This window comes from Altererythrobacter lutimaris (assembly GCF_013371495.1).
Taxonomy (GTDB): Bacteria; Pseudomonadota; Alphaproteobacteria; order Sphingomonadales; family Sphingomonadaceae; genus Erythrobacter; species Erythrobacter lutimaris_A.
This window is the reverse complement of sequence record NZ_JABWTA010000001.1, coordinates 1,502,441-1,520,954: the sequence shown is the minus strand read 5'-3', so window position 1 is coordinate 1,520,954 and position 18,514 is coordinate 1,502,441. Positions and strand designations below refer to the sequence as shown.

The window sequence follows — 18,514 nt, the reverse complement described above, 5'->3', positions numbered from 1 at the left end:
ACCCAACGAATAATCGTGGGTGGCTCGGACACTCAGATAAAACTTCCCCGATACAACTTCGCTTCTGCGCCGCGCCGCCGGACAAGCCCTTTCAGGATACGTCCGCCTGCGCGGTTCCACCGCTGAAACTCATCCGCCGCGCCCGCAAAGTCCAGTGCCTTGTGTTTCTCCGTCAGCGTCGCCCGGCCAATCGCGCCGGTATTGTAGTGAAAGCTGACCAGGGCATCGAATTGCGCTTGCGTCGTCGGCGTATCGCCAATCGCTTGGCGTACATCGCGCGCGTGGCGAGCAATGTCCTGTTCGAGCCGCGTATTGCATTGCTCTTGTGACCACACTGTATGCGCATCGATATCGGGTCCTGTCGCCCCCCACCCGATGGTGTAGGGCGCACCGCCTGTGCCAGGGTCGGGATAGGCTTCAACAAGGCCGTCGGTGCGCAGCCGCGCGCATCCTTCGAAGCGTTTGATAAGAGCGATACCCGCTTCGCTGACCTGTCGCGGGCATGAGTTTGGTAACAGGGCATCAAGTGCCCCGTCGATCATTCGGACTTCGCTTTGCTTGAAACTGCGACCGATGAATTCGCGGACCTTGTCGAAGATCGGCTTGCGGGCGGAAGAATCGGGGGTAGGGCAGGGTGCGTTCATGGTGGGCCTCTCGAACGGAAAATTTAGAGGCCGAGGGATTAGGCACGTTTGCCGCGAGTAGGAAAACACTTTCCTTCAAACAGCCGGGGAGCGCGGTGCGATCAAGAGGTTTTTGGCCTCATGCGCGCCTTTCCAACAAAGTTGACAAAGTTGACACCTGTCAACTTCGCAAAATGGGCCGCAACACCGTAGAACTCTGCTGTATTTGGCGTTTCCAACAAAGTTGACACTTTTCCTATTTTTCCAAAACTGATGGGGGGGGTTTCATAGTCCGCGAAGGATGGATGCAAAGTTTCAAAGTGCGTCCGATTCTGTAGCTCGCAGGCCGGATGTAGGAAATGGGACGGTCGCGGCGAGACTAGTTGACGAGCGACGAGAAAAAGGCCGCCCGGTTTCCCGAGCGGCCTTGTCTTTTGCGATTTGCTTCTCGCGACCGATCCCATGGCGAGACCGTTCACAAGGTCATCCGCTTACCAGTTGATGCTCGCTTCGATGCCCCAGATGCGAGGCTCATTGACCATTGCAGTCAGGTTGTTGAAGTCGATGCCGCTGACAGCCGATGTGTCATTAGTGATGTTGCGCACGAAGCCCGCAATCTCGTAGCCATCGGTCTTGTAGCCAACGCGCACACCGCCTTCGAGCAGCCTGCGATCCTGGAATTCAACCGACTCATAGAGGAAGAAGTTGATCTTCGAACGGTAGGCCCAGTCGGTGAAGATGTAGACTTCACCGTCGCCGACCGGCTGGCCATAGCGTGCGGTCCAGTTCGCAATCCACTTCGGAGCTTGCGGCAGGCTGTTGCCGTCAATGTTGACAATGGCGGCTGAGAATGGAGCGGCAGCCACTTCGATCGGATCGAGGATCGTGCACAGCGACACGTCCGGGAATGTGTCGACCCGCACACCGCCGCATGCAGCCGTGGTCAGATCGTCGTCCTGGATCTCTGTGTCATTGTAGCTGAGGCTTGCAGTCAGCAGCAGATTGTCTGTCGCTGCCAGCTCTGCATCCATCTCGAACCCGTAGCCGCGTACATTGTCTGCATTGATCACGCGGTTCGCGTTGACATCGCCGCCCACAGCCGTGAGCTGCGCATCGTTGAGATTGTAGAGGAAGCCTGAGAGGTTGAAGCGGGCACGGCCGCCTAACAAGGTAGATTTGAGACCTGCTTCCCACGATGTGATTGTTTCCGAATCCGCAACAGAAACGCCGTCTTCAAGCGGCGTGGCGGTTGCTGGCGGGAACAGGATCCGGCCCTGAATGCTCGGCGCGCGATAGCCACGAGCAACGCGAGCATAGAGATTGACATCATCGCTCGCTTCGTAGGTTACGCTACCGTCCCATGTGACGGTCTCGTCGCTAACCTGCCGGGTAACAGTGCCAAGCGGGTTCTGCAGGAAGTCAGGGAATTGCGTATCCTGGCTACGAACCACGACAAAATCGCGGCTGTCGTCATTATAGCGGATGCCGCCGGTAACGCTGAGCTGCTCGGTGATGTCATAGGTGACAGAGCCGAACAGGCCGAATGCGTCGCTGTTCTGTTCTTGCGTGACGAAAATGTTCACGCCGCCAGGCGCGTTCAGCGGATCACCCAGCGTTGAGTAGTTCTCCGAGACGATTTCAAGGTTCTCGTCGAAATAGAACAGGCCAGCCTGGAAGTTGAATGGTCCATCCGTGTCGCTTGCGATGCGAAGCTCTTGCGTGAACTGTTTAAGGTTCGGCACGCTGTCACGCGTTTCCGCAGTGAACGGAATAAAGCCGGGGCCGGTCAGTTCAGGCGGCAGGAATTCTGCACCGAAGCCGCCATCGACGTCACCGACTGAAGTGGAATCCGCATTCCACCAGCTCGTAACAGAGATCAGCGAGAGTGCGCCGAAATCGTATGTGATGCGTGCTGACAAGTTCTGTGCGCTAAGTTCCTGCTCGTTCTGGCCGTCAATCGAGACGCTGTCGCGTTCGAAATTGGCATTGAGGCCGCGCTCGCCGCGCGTGAAATTGTTCGCGCGGAACAGGCGGGCTGTCCCGTCCAGCTCGCGCAGCTGGCCGGTAAGCAGGATGTCCAAGTCATCGGTGGGCTGGAGGAGAGCCTGTACGCGGAATGCGAAGTCTTCATATCCGCCAAGTGCGTCGTCCTCTTCGCCCGACGGAAGGACGTTGTCGACCCAGTCGGACTGGCGCTGGTACAAGCCGGATACGCGCAGTGCGAAGGTGTCGTTACCAGCGAGGTTGACTGCCGCTTCCGCGTTCACATTGTTGAAGCGGCCGTAGGATATGCGCGCATATCCTTCATCATAATCGCGCGGTTTGACCGAATCGAATTTGACGATGCCAGCCGGTGTATTGCGGCCAAACAGAGTGCCTTGCGGGCCGCGCAGCACTTCGACCTGTTGCATGTCGAATACCGGGAAGCCTTTGAGGATCGGGTTCTCGAGGACTTGATCATCATAGATGAGGCTCACTGGCTGCGAGGCGTTGTAGTCGAAATCGGTGTTGCCAAGCCCGCGGATATAGAAGCGCGGGAAGACACGACCGAAGGAGGATTCGACGACGAGGCTGGGAACGCGGCCTGACAGCGCGCGAATGTCCTGCCCGCCGCTGTTGACCGCTTGCAGCGCTTCATTGTTGATGGCGGTGACGGAAATCGGAACATCCTGAATGTTCTCTTCGCGGCGTTGAGCTGTAACGATGATCGAAGGCAAAGCGCCATCATCGGTCTCAGCCTCGGCAGCGGTTTCGTCTTGAGCGGCGGCTGGTGCGACCATGCCGAGCGACATGGTGATCGCGACAGCGGCAGCGCTTGTGCGGAAATGCGTTGGGAGTTTCATGCCGGTTCCTTGAGTTCAATCGACTATGAGTAGGTTGGCCCGCCAACGTGGGGTCAGCTGGGCGAAGTGGTTTTGAACGCCACGCTCCTTGCTGATGGCAATTGCAGCGTCAATCGCGTGTTGAGGCAAGTCATGCCGATTTTGCCCGTTCGTTGCGCGAGAGCCACGCCTCAGAAACGAGGTAAATCAACGAAAGCTCCTACCAAAAAAGGGGCCCGACCAGACGGTCGAGCCCCTTTGTGTTCGCTTTAAGCTCTACCGGTCTCAAGTAGCGAAGCGGTAGGCCAACAAATTACGCGCTGTAATACATGTCATATTCGACCGGGCATGGCGTCGTTTCCATGCGCGAGACCTGCTCCCACAGCAGCTCTGCGTAAGCATCGATCTGGTCCTTCGAGAACACATCGCCCTTCAGCAGGAACTCGTAGTCTTCTTCCAGTGCTTCCAGCGCTTCACGCAAGCTACCGCACACAGTCGGAACTTCTGCGAGCTCTGCAGGCGGGAGGTCGTAGAGGTTCTTGTCCATGGCTTCGCCCGGGTGGATCTTGTTCTGGATACCGTCGAGGCCAGCCATCAGCAGCGCTGAGAATGACAGGTACGGGTTCGCCAGAGCATCCGGGAAGCGGAACTCGACGCGCTTGGCCTTGTCGCCTGCACCGTATGGAATACGACACGAAGCAGAGCGGTTGCGCGCTGAGTAAGCCAGCAGCACAGGCGCTTCAAAGCCCGGCACCAGACGCTTGTAGCTGTTGGTGGTCGGGTTGGTGAAGGCGTTCAGCGCTTTCGCGTGCTTGATGACACCGCCGATATAGTGAAGGCAGGTTTCCGACAGACCTGCATACTCATTGCCAGCGAAAGTCGGCTTGCCGTCCTTCCAGATCGACATATGCGTGTGCATGCCTGAACCGTTATCTTCCTTGATCGGCTTCGGCATGAAGGTCGCGGTTTTGCCATAGGCATGGGCGACTTGCTGCACGACGTACTTGTAAACCTGCACGCGGTCAGCGGTCGTGACGAGGTCACCGAATGTGATGCCAAGCTCGTGCTGAGCGGCAGCAACTTCGTGGTGATGCTTGTCCATCGGCAAGCCGATTTCCTTCATCGTTGCGACCATTTCGCCGCGAATGTCCATCGCGCTGTCGACAGGCGCGACTGGGAAGTATCCGCCGGTTGCGCGCGGGCGGTGGCCCATGTTGCCCGCTTCATATTCCTTGCCGGTGTTGGTTGGCAGCTCGATGTCGTCGATCGCAAAGCCTGATCCGGCATAGCCGTCTTCGAAGCGCACATCGTCGAACATGAAAAACTCAGGTTCCGGGCCGACATAGACCGTGTCACCAATGCCGGTGGATTTGAGATAGGCTTCTGCGCGCTTGGCTGTCGAGCGCGGGTCACGGCCATACAGTTCGCCGGTTGAAGGCTCCACGATATCGCAGAACAGCACCAGCATCGGCGTGGCGCTAAACGGATCGATGTAGGAATTGCTGAGATCCGGCTTCAGGATCATGTCAGATTCGTTGATGACCTTCCAGCCGGAGATGGACGAGCCGTCAAACATCAGGCCGTCTTCGAGCGCGTCTTCGTCCATGACATCGGCGCACATGGAAAGGTGCTGCCACTTGCCCTTGGGGTCCGTGAAGCGCAGGTCGACCCATTCGATTTCTTCATCCTTCATGGTTTTCAGGATGTCTTTTGCACTTGCCATGATTGTGTCAGCCTCCAGCTAGTTTTGAATGCGCCCCCTGTTTTTGGGGCAGGTTCATGGTTGGTTGAAAATTGTACTTAGGTAATCAGATCGCCGCGTCGTCGCGCTCCCCGGTTCGTATCCGCAGCGCGGTCTCGATTGGCGAGACGAAGATCTTGCCATCACCGATCCGGCCCGTTTGAGCAGCGTTGGCGATGGCTTCCACAGTGCGCTCGACCAGATCGTCGCTGACGACCACTTCGAGCTTCACCTTGGGTAGAAAGTCGACGACATATTCAGCGCCGCGATAGAGTTCGGTGTGACCCTTCTGGCGGCCAAAGCCCTTGGCTTCAGTGACAGTGATACCGGATACGCCGATCTCATGCAGCGCTTCCTTCACTTCGTCGAGCTTGAACGGCTTGATGATCGATTCGACCTTCTTCACGCGGGGGTTGTCCTCTTCCAATATTCGCCATTCTTCTCGAGGAAATCCAAGAGCGATGGCTTCATGATTTGTTAACGGGCGAATTCAAGATTCGTGCCAATGCGTGAAGAGAATTCCCGCAAGCAAAGGGATGCTGCGATTCCAGCACTTTGGACATGATGGTTGAGCGCACGGTCTGCTCCGGATCGGAGCGTGTGCCCAAGAGTCGAACGGAGGCTGCCTAAAATTTAGGCAGTACTACAGAGCAAGACCCGTTTCCTCAGGAAATCCACACATGATGTTGAGGCTCTGGATCGCGGCGCCGGACGCGCCTTTGCCAAGGTTGTCCAGCTTCGCAATGAGGCGGGCTTGCAAGCCATCCGCATTGACAAATGCGCAAATATGCATCCCGTCCCAAGGCTGAGCATTGCGGCTGAGCAAAATCTCGCCGCTCTCCGGCGCGTCTGCGATCATGACAATCGCGCTGTCCTGATAGGTCTCGTACCAGCAGCTTTGGATCGCTGTCGCAGCGTCGCGGCTCTGCAGCGCGTTCATCGCTGAAAGCGGCAGGGGCACGTCGACCACCATGCCGCGATGCGTCGGGACCACGCTGGGCGAGAATACCGGCGCATGAGCCAAGCCCGCGTATTTCTGCATTTCCGCTAGATGCTTGTGGTCGAGCGAAAGGCCATAGGCGCGAAAGCCTATCGTTAGATCGCTCTCGAACCGCTCGATCAGAGCCTTGCCGCCGCCCGAATATCCGCTCACGGCATTGATCGTGTATGGCCAATCGGCCGGAAGCAATCCTGCGCGAACGAGTGGTGCTACAAGCGCTAGAAAACCCGTCGGGTAGCAGCCGGGATTGCTCACGAATTGAGCGCCCGCGATTTTGTCGCGCCCGACCAGTTCAGGGAAGCCATAGGTCCAGCCATCGGCCACGCGGTGCGCGGTTGAGGCATCGATAAAGCGTGTGTCAGAGCCTTCGGCCAGCCTCACTGCTTCGCGTGCTGCATCATCGGGCAGACAAAGGATCGCGACATCGGCAGCGTGCAGGGCATCGCGGCGTGCGGCCTCGCTCTTGCGCTGCGCATCATCTAGTACAATCAGCTCGAACTCGCTGCGGCCGGTCAGCCGCTCGCGAATCTCAAGGCCGGTGGTTCCAGCCGCTCCATCGATGAAAATGCGCGTTGCCATAATGCGCGCGTCATAGCGCGATCAGGCAGCGAGGCAATCCGCTTTGACGTATCCCGCCGGACCTCTGGGACCAAGGCAGCACCACACCCAGTCGCCTGCCATGTCGAGGATTTCTACCTTTGTGCCGGAGCTGAGCGTTTGCATAATGTCGCTGTCATCGCGTTGAGCGAGATACATCGGAGCGCCAGCCAAACCGATCTCAGCCACTATGGGGACGACGTAATGCGCCGCCAGATGCGTGCCAGCGAGAGCGATATGCGCTAAGTCCCCGCGCAGCGGCAACGCGCCGGGTTCCGGACGCGGCAAAGGGCCGCTGAGGCACAGCGGGCCATCAGGAACTGTATAATCGGCAGCGCCAGTCATGGCTTGTCGTCATATCCCGTTGCTCACGGCCCGGCGATGTCCGGACCTTTGAGCGCCTATACACGCCAGTCCTTTCCGGCAAGTTAGCTTGGCGTGGTTACCCGCGACAAATGTTACGCGCCGTAGCGGCTTTGCAACATATGCCAGCTTGCGCGCAGGCCGTAGGCCGCGCCACCTTTCGCGCGTCCGGGCTTTGCAGAGGGGCGCCAAGCGAATGTGTCGAAATGCGCCCAGTCGATATCGTCACCGACGAATTTGTCGAGGAACAGGCCTGCGACGCTCGCGCCGGCAAAGGGATTGCCAGATATGTTGTTCATGTCGGCAATGTCGGATTTAAGCCATTCGCGGTAGGCCTCAGGCAAGGGCAGACGCCATACCTCGTCATCGCATTCATGGCCTGCGGCGATCAGCGCATTAGCGGTTTCATCGCGGCGCGTCATAAGCGCTGGCAGGTCCGGCCCGAGTGCTATACGCGCAGCTCCGGTCAGCGTTGCAAAATCGATGATCAAGTCAGGCTCTTCTTCGCTTGCACGGGTTAGCGCATCGCCAAGGATCAAGCGGCCTTCCGCATCCGTATTGCCGATTTCAACAGTCAATCCCTTGCGGCTGGACAGCACGTCGCCCGGGCGGAAGGCATTGCCTGCGATTGCGTTCTCGACTGCCGGAACCAGCAAATGCAAGCGCACAGGGAGCTCTGCGTTCATCACGAGCCCTGCAAGCGCGATCGCGTGAGCCGCACCGCCCATATCTTTCTTCATCAGCTTCATGCCGGCAGCGGGCTTGATATCGAGCCCGCCGGAATCGAAGCATACGCCTTTGCCGACAATCGCGAGAACCGGGTCGCTGTCTTTGCCCCCTGAACGAGACCAAGTCAGGTGGAGCAGGCGGGGCGCATGATGGCGCGCTGCTGCGCGGCCCACGCCGTGCACCATGGGATAGCCGGTTTCCAGAGCATCGCCTTTGACAACCTTGAGCTTGGCCGAATGCGCTTTTGCGAGCTTTTCGATCTCGGCTTCAAGCGCGGCAGGTCCCATGTCTTCCGCGGGCGTGTTGACGAGATCGCGCACGAGTAGCTCAGCCGCCGCTTCGGCTTGGGCCGAGGCAATGTGCTTCACTTGCTTGGAAAGCAGGACGCGCGGTTCTTCGGGCTTTTCCTCGGTGTAGCGGGTAAAGCGGTATTGCGCTGTCATCCAGCCGAGCATGGCGTCGCCCGGATCCCCCTCGGCAAGGCGATAGGTGTCTTCCGGCAGCACTTCAGCAAGCTTGGCCAGGCAATAGCTCGACAGGTCTTCCAGATCGGCAACGCCGCCTGCAGCGAACCAAGCGTCGCCATCCGGCACAATGGCTGTCTGTCCGGGTGCGCCTTCAAACTTTTGCGCTTTCACAGCGGCGCGTTGACCAGCGGAAAGGGACTTCAGCCAGTCTTCGAAACCGTCTTTGGTGACGAGGCGGATAGTGATCGCGTCTTGCCCGCGATCAGGCTGGATGAGATTGGATACATCGGTCATGACCGGGTGTTTAGCCACCCTATCGCGCTTGTCACTCGCATTTTCACTTGTGAAGCGCTACATAGCGCGGATGCATCAATATCAACTCGTAGAAGGCGACCAGACGGTCTATCGCGACGGCACTATCAAGCTCCACACTGAGGAGGGGTTTGAAGGCATGCGCAAGGCTGGGCGTTTGGCGGCGAATATCCTCGATGAAGTCGCTGATCTGGTGAAGCCGGGTGTGACAACCGAGAGCGTCGATACAGCGATCCGTGAAATGATGCTGGATGGCGGAGCCGTGCCGGCAACCCTTGGCTATCGCGGCTATACGCATAGCTGCTGTATTTCGATCAACCATGTGATTTGTCATGGCATTCCAAGCGAGAAGGTCTTCAAGGAAGGCGATATCGTCAATGTCGATGTCACGCCCTTGCTCGACGGCTGGCATGGCGACACAAGCCGCATGTTCTATGCGGGCGAACCGCCTTTGAAAGCGAAGCGTTTGGTCGATGTGACCTATGAGTGCTTGATGCTGGGCATTGAAGCCGCGTCAAAGCCGGGCGCGCGGCTCGGCGATATTGGCCATGCGATTGAAACGCATGCCAAGCAGTTCCGCTATGGTGTTGTGCGCGAATTTTGCGGGCATGGGCTTGGCCGCCTGTTCCACGATGCGCCTGAAGTGGTGCATGCAGGCAAGCTCGGCACCGGGCCTGAGCTCAAGCCGGGAATGTTCTTCACCATCGAACCGATGATCAATCTCGGAAAGCCATGGGCCAAGGTGCTCAGTGATGGCTGGACAGCGGTGACGCGCGACAAGTCGCTCTCAGCGCAATTCGAGCATTCGATTGCGATCACAGATGACGGCGTTGAAATCTTCACAGAAAGCGCAAAAGGCCGCCACCAACCGCCTTACGCGTAAGCGTTGGAGCAAGCTTACTCTGTTGTTGCCGGCGGATTGGCTGTGAAGTCCACGCTGCAAGCGTAGAACATCGGGTGCGACAGGCGGAACCGCGAGTCCCTGTAGAGGTAGGCGCGGCTGCGATCAGGCGCTGCGCGGCCGTTACCATCAAGCGTCGCCATTGTCAGACCATTGCGGCCCAGCTCCTCGCCCGTCAGTGACAGGTCAAGATAGGTGACGCGGTCATTTCCATCCACGGTTACTTCGCCTTCCATCACCGCATTGCGCCTTTGCCCGCGATACTGGAACGTGGCGGAACCGTTGATGTCATAGGTATTGCCGACGCGCGGCTTGGACAGCAACCCGCGGATCGCCACCCGCTCAACTGGGCCCTGGACGCGGCCCATGAACACAGGGCCTTGGCCATTTACGCCTTTGAAAGCGCACCAGATATCAGGTTCGGGTTCGTCTTCAGTGAAGAAAGCAACCACCCAGATGGCGAGCGCAATGGCGGTGACAGCGCCAATCAGCATTTGGACGTAACGGTTCGCAAGTAAGTCCATTTATCCCTCCCGAGCGGCCCTGATAGCAGCGCCAGCAGCAAACGGTGCGAGCGCTATAAGGCCTAAACTTAACGCTCCGGTTAACCCGATAGTAGCTATGTCATTCCTTGCGAGAGCGCCTGCGCCGAATATCAGGATCGGCAAGGCAAGCGGTATCAGCAATAGCCCTGAAAGCGCTGCGCCTGCACGCAGACTTGCGGTCACGCTCGCGATGATAAGGCCAATGGCGGCCAAGCCTGGCGTTCCCGCCAGCAATCCAAGCAGCAAAAGATGCAGCGTTTCGTCCTCCAGCTTGAGCAAGGCTGCTGCAGGGAACGTCGCTAAGATCAAAGGCGGACCAAAGCTCAGCCAATGCGCCAGCAAGCGGACGGCCATGGCGCTCTCTTCCGCGATGCCGCGCAACCGCAGCTGGTCAAACACGCCCAGTTCAATGTCGCGCGCAACCAAGCGGTCGAGCGGAAGGATGGCGGCGAGCAAGGCCGCGATCCACACAATTCCGCCACCGGTTCGCGAAAGCAGATTGGCGTCTGGACCCACAGCGAAGGGATAGAGCATGGCGACGGCAAGGAAGAACAGCAGCGGCAAGGCCGCTCCGCTTCCTGTGAAGGGGAAGAATTGTGCGAGATCGCGGCGAAGCAGCGTACCTATCATTCGCTCGCCTCATAGTCCGAAAGTAATGGGACGAAATCCGCAATCTCAAGCACGCGCAGATCGGGAATGGCGAGCGGCTGGTGCGATGCGATGATGGCGATCCCCCCACCGGAAACATGCAATGAGATGAGCGCCGTCACTTGCTCGATAGCGGCGGCATCCAGACCGGAAAGCGGCTCGTCCAGCAGCCAGATAGGCACACCGCGATTGAGCAAAGCGGCGAGCGCCGCCCGTTTGCGCTGTCCGGTCGAAAGATAGCGGACAGGCACGTCGAGCAGTGGCTCCAACCCCATCGCAGCAAGAGCTCCGGAAGGGTCCGAACATCCGTCCACGCGCTCCCAGAAGTTCAGCGCTTTTCGCAATGGAAGATCGGGATCCAAGCCGGGACGCTCATCGAGGAGCCCGATAGCGCCTTCGCTGGCCACTTGTCCCGCGAAGGGTCGCAGAAGACCCGCCAGAATGCGCAACAGGCTTGTCTTGCCGATTCCGTTTGCGCCAGCAGTGTGCAGCGCTTGGCCGCTCTCAACCTGCAGTCCTAGACCGCGAAACAGCACACGCTCGCCTCGGCGGCAGGCCAGATCAGTGGCAGAAAGGCGGGAAACTTGCATCGCGCGATGGGTTAAGCAAAAGCGAGGCAGCTAACAAGGAGTAGGCCATGTCAGTCCCCCAACTTACTGACGCAGAACGCGACGCGCTTCTCAGCGAGCATAGTGATTGGTCGCTGGCGCGCGAGGGCAGGGCAGTCGAGCGGACGTTCACATTCGCTGATTTCAGCGAGGCATGGGGCTTCATGAGCCGCGTTGCGCTCATCGCGGACAGCCATGACCATCACCCAGAATGGTTCAACGTCTATAACCGGGTCGAAATCACGCTGACCACGCATGATGCTGACCCCGATAATGGCGGTGCTTTGTCACAGCGCGATGTCAAGATGATCGCCGCAATCGACGGCCTGATTTAAACTTCAGCGCCAATCCCGCGGCTGCGCATTTCTTTGCGCACGCGGCCCGGCAGCCAGCGTGAGAGCTTGAGTAAACGCCCAGCGGTTTTGCCGACGGTGTAGTCAAGTTTGTCACCATGGACCGCGTTCCACACTACGGGGGGAACCTCGCTAACATGACCGACTTCCACACCCGCTTCGATCAGCGTTTCCTTGACGGTCTGATTGGAGTCTACGGCGACCTGCTCGATAATCGGCGTGTCGATAAAGCCCGGGCACAGCGATGTGACCTTGATCCCGTCATCGGCCCATTCCGCGTCCAGACTGTGTGTGAGACCGCGCACTGCCCATTTGGCAGCGCAATAAACCGACAAGTTCGGCGCGCCGATAATACCGGCTAGGCTGGCTGTGTTGACGAGGACTGAGCCCGGCGCAGTTTTCTTCAAATGCGGATAGGATGCCTGTGCGCCAAAGATCACGCCCTTGAGATCAACGTCGAGCACAGCTTCGATCTCGTTTTCCGGCTGCTCCGCCAAAGGGCCGCCATGCGCGATTCCCGCATTGTTGAACACCACATCGATCCGGCCACCCGCAGCGGTGGAGAAGGCCGCAAGCGCTTCGTCCCACGCCTTGCGATCGCGCACATCAAGCTTGTGCGAATAGGTGAACCCGCCATCAATTAGGCCGAGCGTATCCTGCATGCCTTGCTCGTTGATATCGGCAATGCCGACAAACCAGCCGCGCTCAGCAAAAAAAATGGCAACGGCCCGACCAAGTCCGGAACCGCCGCCTGTGATGAAAATAGACCTGCGTTCGCTCATGGCGATACCCCTCTCCCTGGATTGTGTCCGCAAGATTGCAATTTGCAACTTGCTTAGAGAGGTTGCGCGAGCTTGTCAGCCTTTTGTGAGCTCTCGCCGTTGGCAAGAGCTCACTTGGGGCCGTTTATTCGTCGCCTAATGCGTCCTGAAGGCCGCGCGCATGCTCAACCCCCTCAAGGATTTGCGCGGTGCTCGACGCTACAGTGTCACCAATTGGTTCGCTCCGACCGCCAAGGCATGTGCCAAGGAAGTTCTCGGAAACGGCCGTGAACGCGATGTTGTTGTTGGGCTTGGCAAAACCGTGCCCTTCATCGGGATAAAGGACATAGGTCACCGGAATGCCCGCTTCCTTCATCGCGCTTACGATCTGATCGCTTTCCGCTTGCTTGACGCGCGGATCATTGGCGCCTTGCAGGATAAGCAGCGGCTTTGTGATCTCGTCCGCTTTGTAGAGCGGGCTGGCTGCCTTCAACAGCTCCAGACCTTCTTCCGTATTCGGATCACCCATCCGTTCGTGGAACATTTTCACGATCGGAGCCCAGTAAGGCGGAATTGTCTCAAGCAGTGTTTCGAGGTTAGACGGGCCGACAATGTCGACGCCGCAAGCAAACTTCTCAGGCGTAAACGCGAGGCCGGCAAGCGTTGCGTAGCCACCATAGGACCCGCCCATGATCGCAACCTGGTCAGCGCTGGTGATGCCTTCTGCGATCGCCCAATCGGTCGCATCGATCAGATCATCATGCATTTTCAGGCCCCATTGCTTGTTGCCTGCATTGATGAAGTCCTTGCCGAAGCCAGTCGAGCCGCGGAAGTTTGTCTGCAGCACCGCATAGCCGCGGTTCGCAAGCCACTGGACCATGCTGGAAAAGCCATAGCTATCGCGTGCCCAAGGTCCGCCATGCACGAGCAGAACCATGGGAACCGCGCTTTCCGGACGACCATCGCCATCAGCGTCGCTTCCCGGTGGGAGCGTGAGATAGGACGGCAGCGTCAGACCATCGCGGCTGGTAATCTCAACCGGATACATTGGCTGAAGCGGTGCACCTTCCAGCTCCGGCCGGGTGGTGTAGAACGGCGTAAGAGTGCCTGCCGTACGATCATAGATGTAGGTCGATGAAGGCGAAGTCATCGGATCGTTCCAGACGATCCATGTCATGTCATCATCGGTACGGCTGGAAATGCCGAATTCCCCTTCAAGCTGGCCGTCGAGGAAATCGAGCGATGCCTTGATCTCAGGATCTGTCGCAGTCCATTCAGTCTTAAGGTAGTTTACTGAGTACGCTTCCACGACGCCCGTTTTCGGATCGCGGATCGTGCCACCAATATCGGCCTTGTCATTCTCTGCGATCAGCGTGCGTTCACCGGTTGTAACGTCTTCGGCATACAGCGCGGCTGTGTTGCGACCGCGACTGTCGAGCCAATAAAGCGTGCTTCCATCAGTGGTGTAGCCCGCCGGATTGGTGGTCAGCGAATCTTCCATTCCGGTTGCTGAGAATGGTTCTGCTTCAACTTCGCCATCGACAACACGGAAATAGTCCGTGCCGCCAGTGGCGTTCTGTCGCATCGCCATACGCAGCGTCAGCGTGTCATCCGCCATGAAACCAGCATAGCTGTTGTTCTCGTAAACCAGCTCAAGCTCGCCGGTGTTGAGATCGAGCATGTGCACATCATGGAATGTCGCGTTGCGGTTGTTGAGACCGACAAGGATCTTGTCGCGAATGCTCTCAGATCCGCCGATAATTGTTACACGCGTATTCTCGAACGGTGTGAGCGTGGTCTCTTCTCCGGTCGCGATATCGATACCGTAAAGCAGGAAGTTCTCATCGCCGCCTTTGTCCTGAACATAAAGCAGGCTCTTGCTGTCCGGCGACCAGAAATACTGCCGGATCGGGCGGTCGGTCGCCGTCGTCATGACCTTGGCAGCGTCCGGATTGTCGGCAGGCGCCATCCAGACATTGAGCACGTCATTGCTTGGCGCGAGCCAGCTTAGGTATTTGCCATCTGGGCTGATCCGACCTGCCGCTTTGGTTGGGTTGCCGAACAGATGGTCGCGCGGGATCAGCGCGAAATCTTCGATTGGCTTTGCTGTTGCGGCGAGTTCGGTTGCGGTCATTCGGGGCTCTTCAGTCGTGGCGGTTGTACATGCGGCGAGCAGGCCAGCGGTCAGGGCGCTTGCCATAAGACGGGTCGTGAGTTTGTGTGCGGACATGGTGGTGTCAGTCTCCCAATTCATCGCTGTGTTAACCAGCTAAGACGCGCAGGCGCGTTGCGCAAGGGAAACCGGAGCGCCCGTCGAGTGCCTTGAGGCATTGATAGAATTGACCGCTTAAAGCGCCGGGTTAGCATAATAATGCCAGGTAAAGATCGCCATGGCGCCGCGATGGGGGCTCCACGGCTCACCAAGAGCGCGGGTTTCCTTCTCTGCCGGACGTTCTTTCAGCTCAAGCAAGCGCTTCACGCCTTCCTGAACCGCAAGGTCGCCAGCCGGCCAGATGTCCGGCCGACCTTCGGCAAACAGCAGATAGATCTCCGCTGACCAGCGCCCGATCCCTTTGATCTGCGTGAGTTCAACAATTGCTTCCTCATCGTGATCTGGCAGCTTGTCGATATCCAGCGCGCCACTGGAAACGAGCTCGCACAAGGACCGCGCATAGCCTTGCTTCTGGCGCGAAAGCCCGCAAGCGCGCAGCGTATCGAAATCGCGCGCAAGCAATTCGTCAGGGCGCAAATCCTCGCCAATTTCTGCGACAAGTTTGTTCCACACGCTGGATGCAGCTGCGACAGAGACCTGTTGACCTACTATCGTGCGCAGCAATGTCTGATAACCGCGATCGCGGATGCGTGCTTCAGGATAGCCAACCCGTTTCAACGCGCCTGCAACACGCTTGTCTGCACTCGCCAAGTAATCGAGCGATTGTTCCAATTGCTTTTGTGACAGTCCCAATCGCCATTCCTCTTGCTTGCATTTGCGCGCGCCAATGCGTAGCAGCCCCGCCACAGACGGGATAGTGCGCGAATAAGCGCAACGCTTAGAAGTAAGGATTACGCTGAATGCCCAAGCTGACTGTAGTGACCCGCGAAGGTGAAGAATCGACCATCGATGTTGATGATGGCCTGACGGTTATGGAAGCCATTCGCGACAATGGCTTTGACGAGCTGCTCGCTTTGTGTGGCGGCTGCTGCTCCTGCGCGACCTGTCATATCCTTGTCGATCCGGCGATGGCGGACAAGCTTCCAGCGATGAGCGAAGACGAAGACGATTTGCTGGAAAGCTCTGACCATCGCGGCGAAACTTCGCGTCTGTCTTGCCAGATCCCGTTCACGGCTGATCTGGACGGCTTGAAAGTCACAATCGCTCCTGAAGACTGAGGCGCGACAAGCGCGGAAGGTTTGCTACCTGCTGTAAAAGCGCGAATGGATTGCGCTGAGGCAGGGCTGCGCCTAACTCCCAAGCTATGAATGCAACGAATACTCGTCAGAATACGCTCGAGCTGATCGGGAACACACCGCTTGTCTTGCTTGAAAGTGCGAGCGAAGCGGCTGGCTGTGAAATCTGGGGCAAATGCGAATTTGCCAATCCCGGCTCCTCGGTGAAGGATCGGGCGGCGCTTTACATCATCCGCGATGCTGAAGCGCAGGGCTTGCTGAAGCCTGGCGGCACGGTCGTCGAAGGAACCGCTGGTAATACCGGTATCGGTATCGCGCTTGTCGCGAATGCGCTCGGCTACAAGACAGTGATCGTCATGCCGGACAACCAGTCCAAGGAAAAGATGGATACGATCCGTGCGCTTGGTGCGGAACTCGTCACTGTTCCGCCTACGAAGTACGCGGATTGCAACCATTTCCAGCATGTATCTCGCCGGATGGCCGAAGAAACCGAAGGTGCGATCTGGGCTGGCCAGTTTGACAATGTTGCAAACCGCCGTGCGCATATCGAGACCACTGCGCCGGAGCTATGGGAGCAATTGGAAGGCCGGATCGATGGTTTCACCTGTGCTGCTGGTACAGGCGGTACCATCGCTGGTGTTGGCATGGGATTGAAAGAGCGGGACGAGAATGTCCGCATTGCGCTGACGGACCCGCACGGCGCTGCGCTCTATAACTATTTCGCGAATGGCGAACTGAAGGCCGAAGGTTCCTCGGTTGCAGAGGGGATCGGGCAAGGCCGGATTACAGCCAACCTCGAAGGCGCACCGATCGACACGCAATTCCGCATTTCTGATGAAGAAGGCTTGGAATGGGTGGCCAAGCTGCTCCGCGAGGAAGGCCTCTGTTTGGGACTTTCGTCCGGCATCAATGTCGCAGGCGCGATTGCGCTCGGCAAGCAGCTGGTCGCGGAAGGCCGCGAAAACCCGCGGGTTGCGACGATCCTGTGCGACACCGGCTTCCGCTATCTATCAACCCTCTATAATTCCGAGTGGCTCAAGGCTAAGAACCTTCCAGTGTTCGACTGGCTCGGAGAGGGATAGTGGCAGCTGAGGAGGGTTTGCAGCCTGACGATGACGCGATTGCGGCACCGTTAGGCGGTACTCGCGCAGAAGCGGTCCAGCGCCTGCAAATTGGCTTGTCCGGCATTGCGGCGATGATCCTGCTGGTGGGTCTCGCCAATGTCATTCAGAACCGCGCGCGAGAGACAGAACAGCTCGCTGTTCCGGAGGCCGCGCCCACCACAGAGCCTACCGCCGCACCCCAGCAACGCGATCCTTTGGCGGACGCCGGCGTTGTCCCGGATTTGCCGGTTGATGATGCGAGCCCTGTCCCGCAAGCGACAGCGATTGTGCCGGAACAAGGTACGAATAACACAGGGGCGGGCGATGCGGATCAAGCGCCCTAAGCTTGCGATTTTTCTCTTGGTCGTGGCCGTGCTCGGCGGTCTTGTGCTCGCAGTCCTTGGTGTGCGCGGTGTAAAAAACTCGTTGCCGCCCGGACCCGGCGAACCAATCGGTCTAGTCACCAGCTTGCCGATTTATTGGCCTGACGGCGCTGACTTGACCGATCTGACGCAAGGCGAGCTCGCGTCGCCATGGACAAGGCAAGCGCTCGAGCTGGACTACGCTTTGCGCCCGATGGATACGCTTTCGCCGGTCGCAGAGGCCGGCGATCCTCTTCCCGGTTTGGAAATGCCGGAAGACATGGTCAGCGATATCAGCGAGCTTGATCGGCTCGCGATTATCCAGCCGCGCGGGATCAGCGCTGAAGATAATGTCGTTCTCGATGAATGGGTCAAAGCTGGTGGGCGGTTGCTGCTGGTGCTCGATCCCATGCTGACCGGCCATTACGAGACTCCTGTTTTCGATCCGCGTCATCCGGTCGGCTCGGCGCTTATCCCGCCGGTCGTCGCCCGTTGGGGTCTTGAGGTTCAATTCGATGAAATGCAGTCCCTGGATGTCCGCATACTGGAAGCGCGCTACGGTTTGCTGCCAGCGATTATGGCTGGCGAGCTTAAGCTGCTCGAAGATGGGGCGGGGCAGTGCGAACTCGACGCAGAAGGCGTCATTGCGCATTGTGTGATTGGCAAAGGCAGAGTGACGCTGGTTGCTGATGCAGCTTTGTTTGAAGCGGAAGATCCGGGCGAAGAGGGCGCGTTTGTCCTGCGTTCGCTCTTCCGCGAAGCGTTTGAGTGACCCGCGGGTACTCCTTGTCCTTGCGAATGCGGGAAAACGCGGGGCAGGCCTCGGGAGTTGCGACTCGAACAGCGTCAAAACCGGCAGTTTCTCATGATTTTCGGCCGCTTGCGGGCTTCTACGTAGGAACTCTGCAACGATGGGGGCACATTTGGTTAATAAGAAAGTTACTATAAATCAGAAGTTTGCAGGTTTATCCCGCATTTCCCCGTAAAAACCCCTTTCATCCCGCATTTTCACGCGATATGACCGTCCTCCATCGGACATAGTGTTTCGTGCTGCGCTCGTTTGACTGACGGGCGAGCTGTTTGCGTTTGCGCGCGGGCGGCTGCGGGAAAGTTGTGTCTGGTGTGGGGACGGGCTCACAAAAGTGAGCGTGAATTGCGGCGAATTTCCGGG

At 58.3% G+C, this 18,514-nt stretch carries 19 protein-coding genes; 6 read left to right on the top strand and 13 right to left on the bottom strand.

Features of this window, described 5'->3' with window-relative positions:
* Positions 1-32: 32 nt before the first annotated feature.
* The 7 genes from HUO12_RS07410 to HUO12_RS07380 all read right to left on the bottom strand — a co-directional run bounded on the left by HUO12_RS07410 (position 33) and on the right by HUO12_RS07380 (position 8,636).
* The gene (locus HUO12_RS07410; protein WP_176272968.1) at positions 33-644 is read right to left on the bottom strand and encodes a lysozyme; all 612 of its coding nucleotides are present in this window, start codon (positions 642-644) and stop codon (positions 33-35) included.
* 470 nt (positions 645-1,114) lie between these two features.
* Complete coding sequence (locus HUO12_RS07405; protein WP_176272967.1) at positions 1,115-3,466, bottom strand: TonB-dependent receptor; 2,352 nt, start codon at positions 3,464-3,466, stop codon at positions 1,115-1,117.
* A gap of 292 nt (positions 3,467-3,758) precedes the next feature.
* Positions 3,759-5,168 carry a type I glutamate--ammonia ligase gene (gene glnA, locus HUO12_RS07400; protein WP_176272966.1) on the bottom strand — a complete coding sequence of 470 codons (1,410 nt, stop codon included), beginning with the start codon at positions 5,166-5,168 and terminating at the stop codon, positions 3,759-3,761.
* An 85-nt stretch (positions 5,169-5,253) separates the two neighbouring features.
* Positions 5,254-5,592, bottom strand: coding sequence for a P-II family nitrogen regulator (locus HUO12_RS07395; protein WP_176272965.1), 339 nt, complete (start codon positions 5,590-5,592; stop codon positions 5,254-5,256).
* Between the two features lie 237 nt (positions 5,593-5,829).
* Positions 5,830-6,765: an N-acetyl-gamma-glutamyl-phosphate reductase gene (argC, locus tag HUO12_RS07390; protein WP_176272964.1), complete on the bottom strand. Its 936-nt coding sequence runs from the start codon at positions 6,763-6,765 to the stop codon at positions 5,830-5,832.
* Between the two features lie 21 nt (positions 6,766-6,786).
* On the bottom strand, positions 6,787-7,128 hold the full coding sequence (locus tag HUO12_RS07385) for an SH3 domain-containing protein (protein WP_176272963.1): 342 nt from the start codon (positions 7,126-7,128) through the stop codon (positions 6,787-6,789).
* A 113-nt stretch (positions 7,129-7,241) separates the two neighbouring features.
* Positions 7,242-8,636 (bottom strand): leucyl aminopeptidase family protein, encoded by a 1,395-nt coding sequence (locus tag HUO12_RS07380; RefSeq protein WP_176274342.1) that lies wholly within the window; start codon positions 8,634-8,636, stop codon positions 7,242-7,244.
* A gap of 70 nt (positions 8,637-8,706) precedes the next feature.
* Between HUO12_RS07380 and map the strand changes: the two genes are divergently transcribed.
* A complete protein-coding gene (map, locus tag HUO12_RS07375) occupies positions 8,707-9,537 on the top strand; it encodes a type I methionyl aminopeptidase (RefSeq protein WP_176272962.1) in 831 nt (276 codons plus the stop codon).
* A gap of 14 nt (positions 9,538-9,551) precedes the next feature.
* On the opposite strand, the gene HUO12_RS07370 is transcribed toward map, so the two are convergent.
* Genes HUO12_RS07370 through ccmA form a run of 3 tightly spaced genes read right to left on the bottom strand, consistent with a single transcriptional unit; the run spans position 9,552 to position 11,338 of the window.
* Positions 9,552-10,079 carry a hypothetical protein gene (locus HUO12_RS07370; RefSeq protein WP_176272961.1) on the bottom strand — a complete coding sequence of 176 codons (528 nt, stop codon included), beginning with the start codon at positions 10,077-10,079 and terminating at the stop codon, positions 9,552-9,554.
* Positions 10,080-10,730 (bottom strand): heme exporter protein CcmB, encoded by a 651-nt coding sequence (locus HUO12_RS07365; protein ID WP_176272960.1) that lies wholly within the window; start codon positions 10,728-10,730, stop codon positions 10,080-10,082.
* The gene (gene ccmA / locus HUO12_RS07360) at positions 10,727-11,338 is read right to left on the bottom strand and encodes a heme ABC exporter ATP-binding protein CcmA (protein ID WP_176272959.1); all 612 of its coding nucleotides are present in this window, start codon (positions 11,336-11,338) and stop codon (positions 10,727-10,729) included. Before ccmA ends, HUO12_RS07365 begins: the two co-directional genes overlap by 4 nt.
* Before the next feature lie 47 nt (positions 11,339-11,385).
* Between ccmA and HUO12_RS07355 the strand changes: the two genes are divergently transcribed.
* Entirely contained in the window at positions 11,386-11,691 is a 306-nt protein-coding gene (locus HUO12_RS07355; protein WP_176272958.1) for a 4a-hydroxytetrahydrobiopterin dehydratase, read from the top strand.
* On the opposite strand, the gene HUO12_RS07350 is transcribed toward HUO12_RS07355, so the two are convergent.
* From HUO12_RS07350 to HUO12_RS07340, 3 genes are all read right to left on the bottom strand, one after another.
* Complete coding sequence (locus HUO12_RS07350) at positions 11,688-12,491, bottom strand: SDR family oxidoreductase (protein WP_176272957.1); 804 nt, start codon at positions 12,489-12,491, stop codon at positions 11,688-11,690. The genes HUO12_RS07355 and HUO12_RS07350 overlap by 4 nt on opposite strands.
* Before the next feature lie 124 nt (positions 12,492-12,615).
* Positions 12,616-14,700 (bottom strand): S9 family peptidase, encoded by a 2,085-nt coding sequence (locus tag HUO12_RS07345; RefSeq protein WP_332310384.1) that lies wholly within the window; start codon positions 14,698-14,700, stop codon positions 12,616-12,618.
* 117 nt (positions 14,701-14,817) lie between these two features.
* Positions 14,818-15,435, bottom strand: a complete 618-nt coding sequence (locus HUO12_RS07340) for a DNA-3-methyladenine glycosylase family protein (protein WP_176274340.1) — start codon at positions 15,433-15,435, stop codon at positions 14,818-14,820.
* Between the two features lie 107 nt (positions 15,436-15,542).
* On the opposite strand from HUO12_RS07340, the gene HUO12_RS07335 reads away from it, so the two are divergent.
* The 4 genes from HUO12_RS07335 (at position 15,543) to HUO12_RS07320 (ending at position 18,115) form a co-directional block, all read left to right on the top strand.
* Complete coding sequence (locus HUO12_RS07335; RefSeq protein WP_176272956.1) at positions 15,543-15,860, top strand: 2Fe-2S iron-sulfur cluster-binding protein; 318 nt, start codon at positions 15,543-15,545, stop codon at positions 15,858-15,860.
* A gap of 86 nt (positions 15,861-15,946) precedes the next feature.
* A complete protein-coding gene (locus HUO12_RS07330) occupies positions 15,947-16,960 on the top strand; it encodes a cysteine synthase A (RefSeq protein ID WP_176272955.1) in 1,014 nt (337 codons plus the stop codon).
* On the top strand, positions 16,960-17,325 hold the full coding sequence (locus HUO12_RS07325; protein ID WP_332310383.1) for a hypothetical protein: 366 nt from the start codon (positions 16,960-16,962) through the stop codon (positions 17,323-17,325). Before HUO12_RS07330 ends, HUO12_RS07325 begins: the two co-directional genes overlap by 1 nt.
* A complete protein-coding gene (locus HUO12_RS07320; RefSeq protein WP_176272954.1) occupies positions 17,306-18,115 on the top strand; it encodes a hypothetical protein in 810 nt (269 codons plus the stop codon). Before HUO12_RS07325 ends, HUO12_RS07320 begins: the two co-directional genes overlap by 20 nt.
* Positions 18,116-18,514: the final 399 nt, after the last annotated feature.

What these genes read in the sequence shown, in the direction of transcription:
- HUO12_RS07355 (WP_176272958.1), top strand. Translation starts at nt 11,386, where the DNA reads ATGTCAGTCCCCCAACTTACTGACGCAGAACGCGACGCGCTTCTCAGC.
- HUO12_RS07380 (WP_176274342.1), bottom strand. Translation starts at nt 8,636, where the DNA reads ATGACCGATGTATCCAATCTCATCCAGCCTGATCGCGGGCAAGACGCG.
- HUO12_RS07410 (WP_176272968.1), bottom strand. Translation starts at nt 644, where the DNA reads ATGAACGCACCCTGCCCTACCCCCGATTCTTCCGCCCGCAAGCCGATC.
- HUO12_RS07350 (WP_176272957.1), bottom strand. Translation starts at nt 12,491, where the DNA reads ATGAGCGAACGCAGGTCTATTTTCATCACAGGCGGCGGTTCCGGACTT.
- HUO12_RS07335 (WP_176272956.1), top strand. Translation starts at nt 15,543, where the DNA reads ATGCCCAAGCTGACTGTAGTGACCCGCGAAGGTGAAGAATCGACCATC.
- HUO12_RS07330 (WP_176272955.1), top strand. Translation starts at nt 15,947, where the DNA reads ATGAATGCAACGAATACTCGTCAGAATACGCTCGAGCTGATCGGGAAC.
- HUO12_RS07345 (WP_332310384.1), bottom strand. Translation starts at nt 14,700, where the DNA reads ATGTCCGCACACAAACTCACGACCCGTCTTATGGCAAGCGCCCTGACC.
- argC (WP_176272964.1), bottom strand. Translation starts at nt 6,765, where the DNA reads ATGGCAACGCGCATTTTCATCGATGGAGCGGCTGGAACCACCGGCCTT.
- HUO12_RS07370 (WP_176272961.1), bottom strand. Translation starts at nt 10,079, where the DNA reads ATGGACTTACTTGCGAACCGTTACGTCCAAATGCTGATTGGCGCTGTC.
- ccmA (WP_176272959.1), bottom strand. Translation starts at nt 11,338, where the DNA reads ATGCAAGTTTCCCGCCTTTCTGCCACTGATCTGGCCTGCCGCCGAGGC.
- map (WP_176272962.1), top strand. Translation starts at nt 8,707, where the DNA reads ATGCATCAATATCAACTCGTAGAAGGCGACCAGACGGTCTATCGCGAC.
- HUO12_RS07385 (WP_176272963.1), bottom strand. Translation starts at nt 7,128, where the DNA reads ATGACTGGCGCTGCCGATTATACAGTTCCTGATGGCCCGCTGTGCCTC.
- HUO12_RS07405 (WP_176272967.1), bottom strand. Translation starts at nt 3,466, where the DNA reads ATGAAACTCCCAACGCATTTCCGCACAAGCGCTGCCGCTGTCGCGATC.
- HUO12_RS07320 (WP_176272954.1), top strand. Translation starts at nt 17,306, where the DNA reads ATGCGGATCAAGCGCCCTAAGCTTGCGATTTTTCTCTTGGTCGTGGCC.
- glnA (WP_176272966.1), bottom strand. Translation starts at nt 5,168, where the DNA reads ATGGCAAGTGCAAAAGACATCCTGAAAACCATGAAGGATGAAGAAATC.
- HUO12_RS07365 (WP_176272960.1), bottom strand. Translation starts at nt 10,730, where the DNA reads ATGATAGGTACGCTGCTTCGCCGCGATCTCGCACAATTCTTCCCCTTC.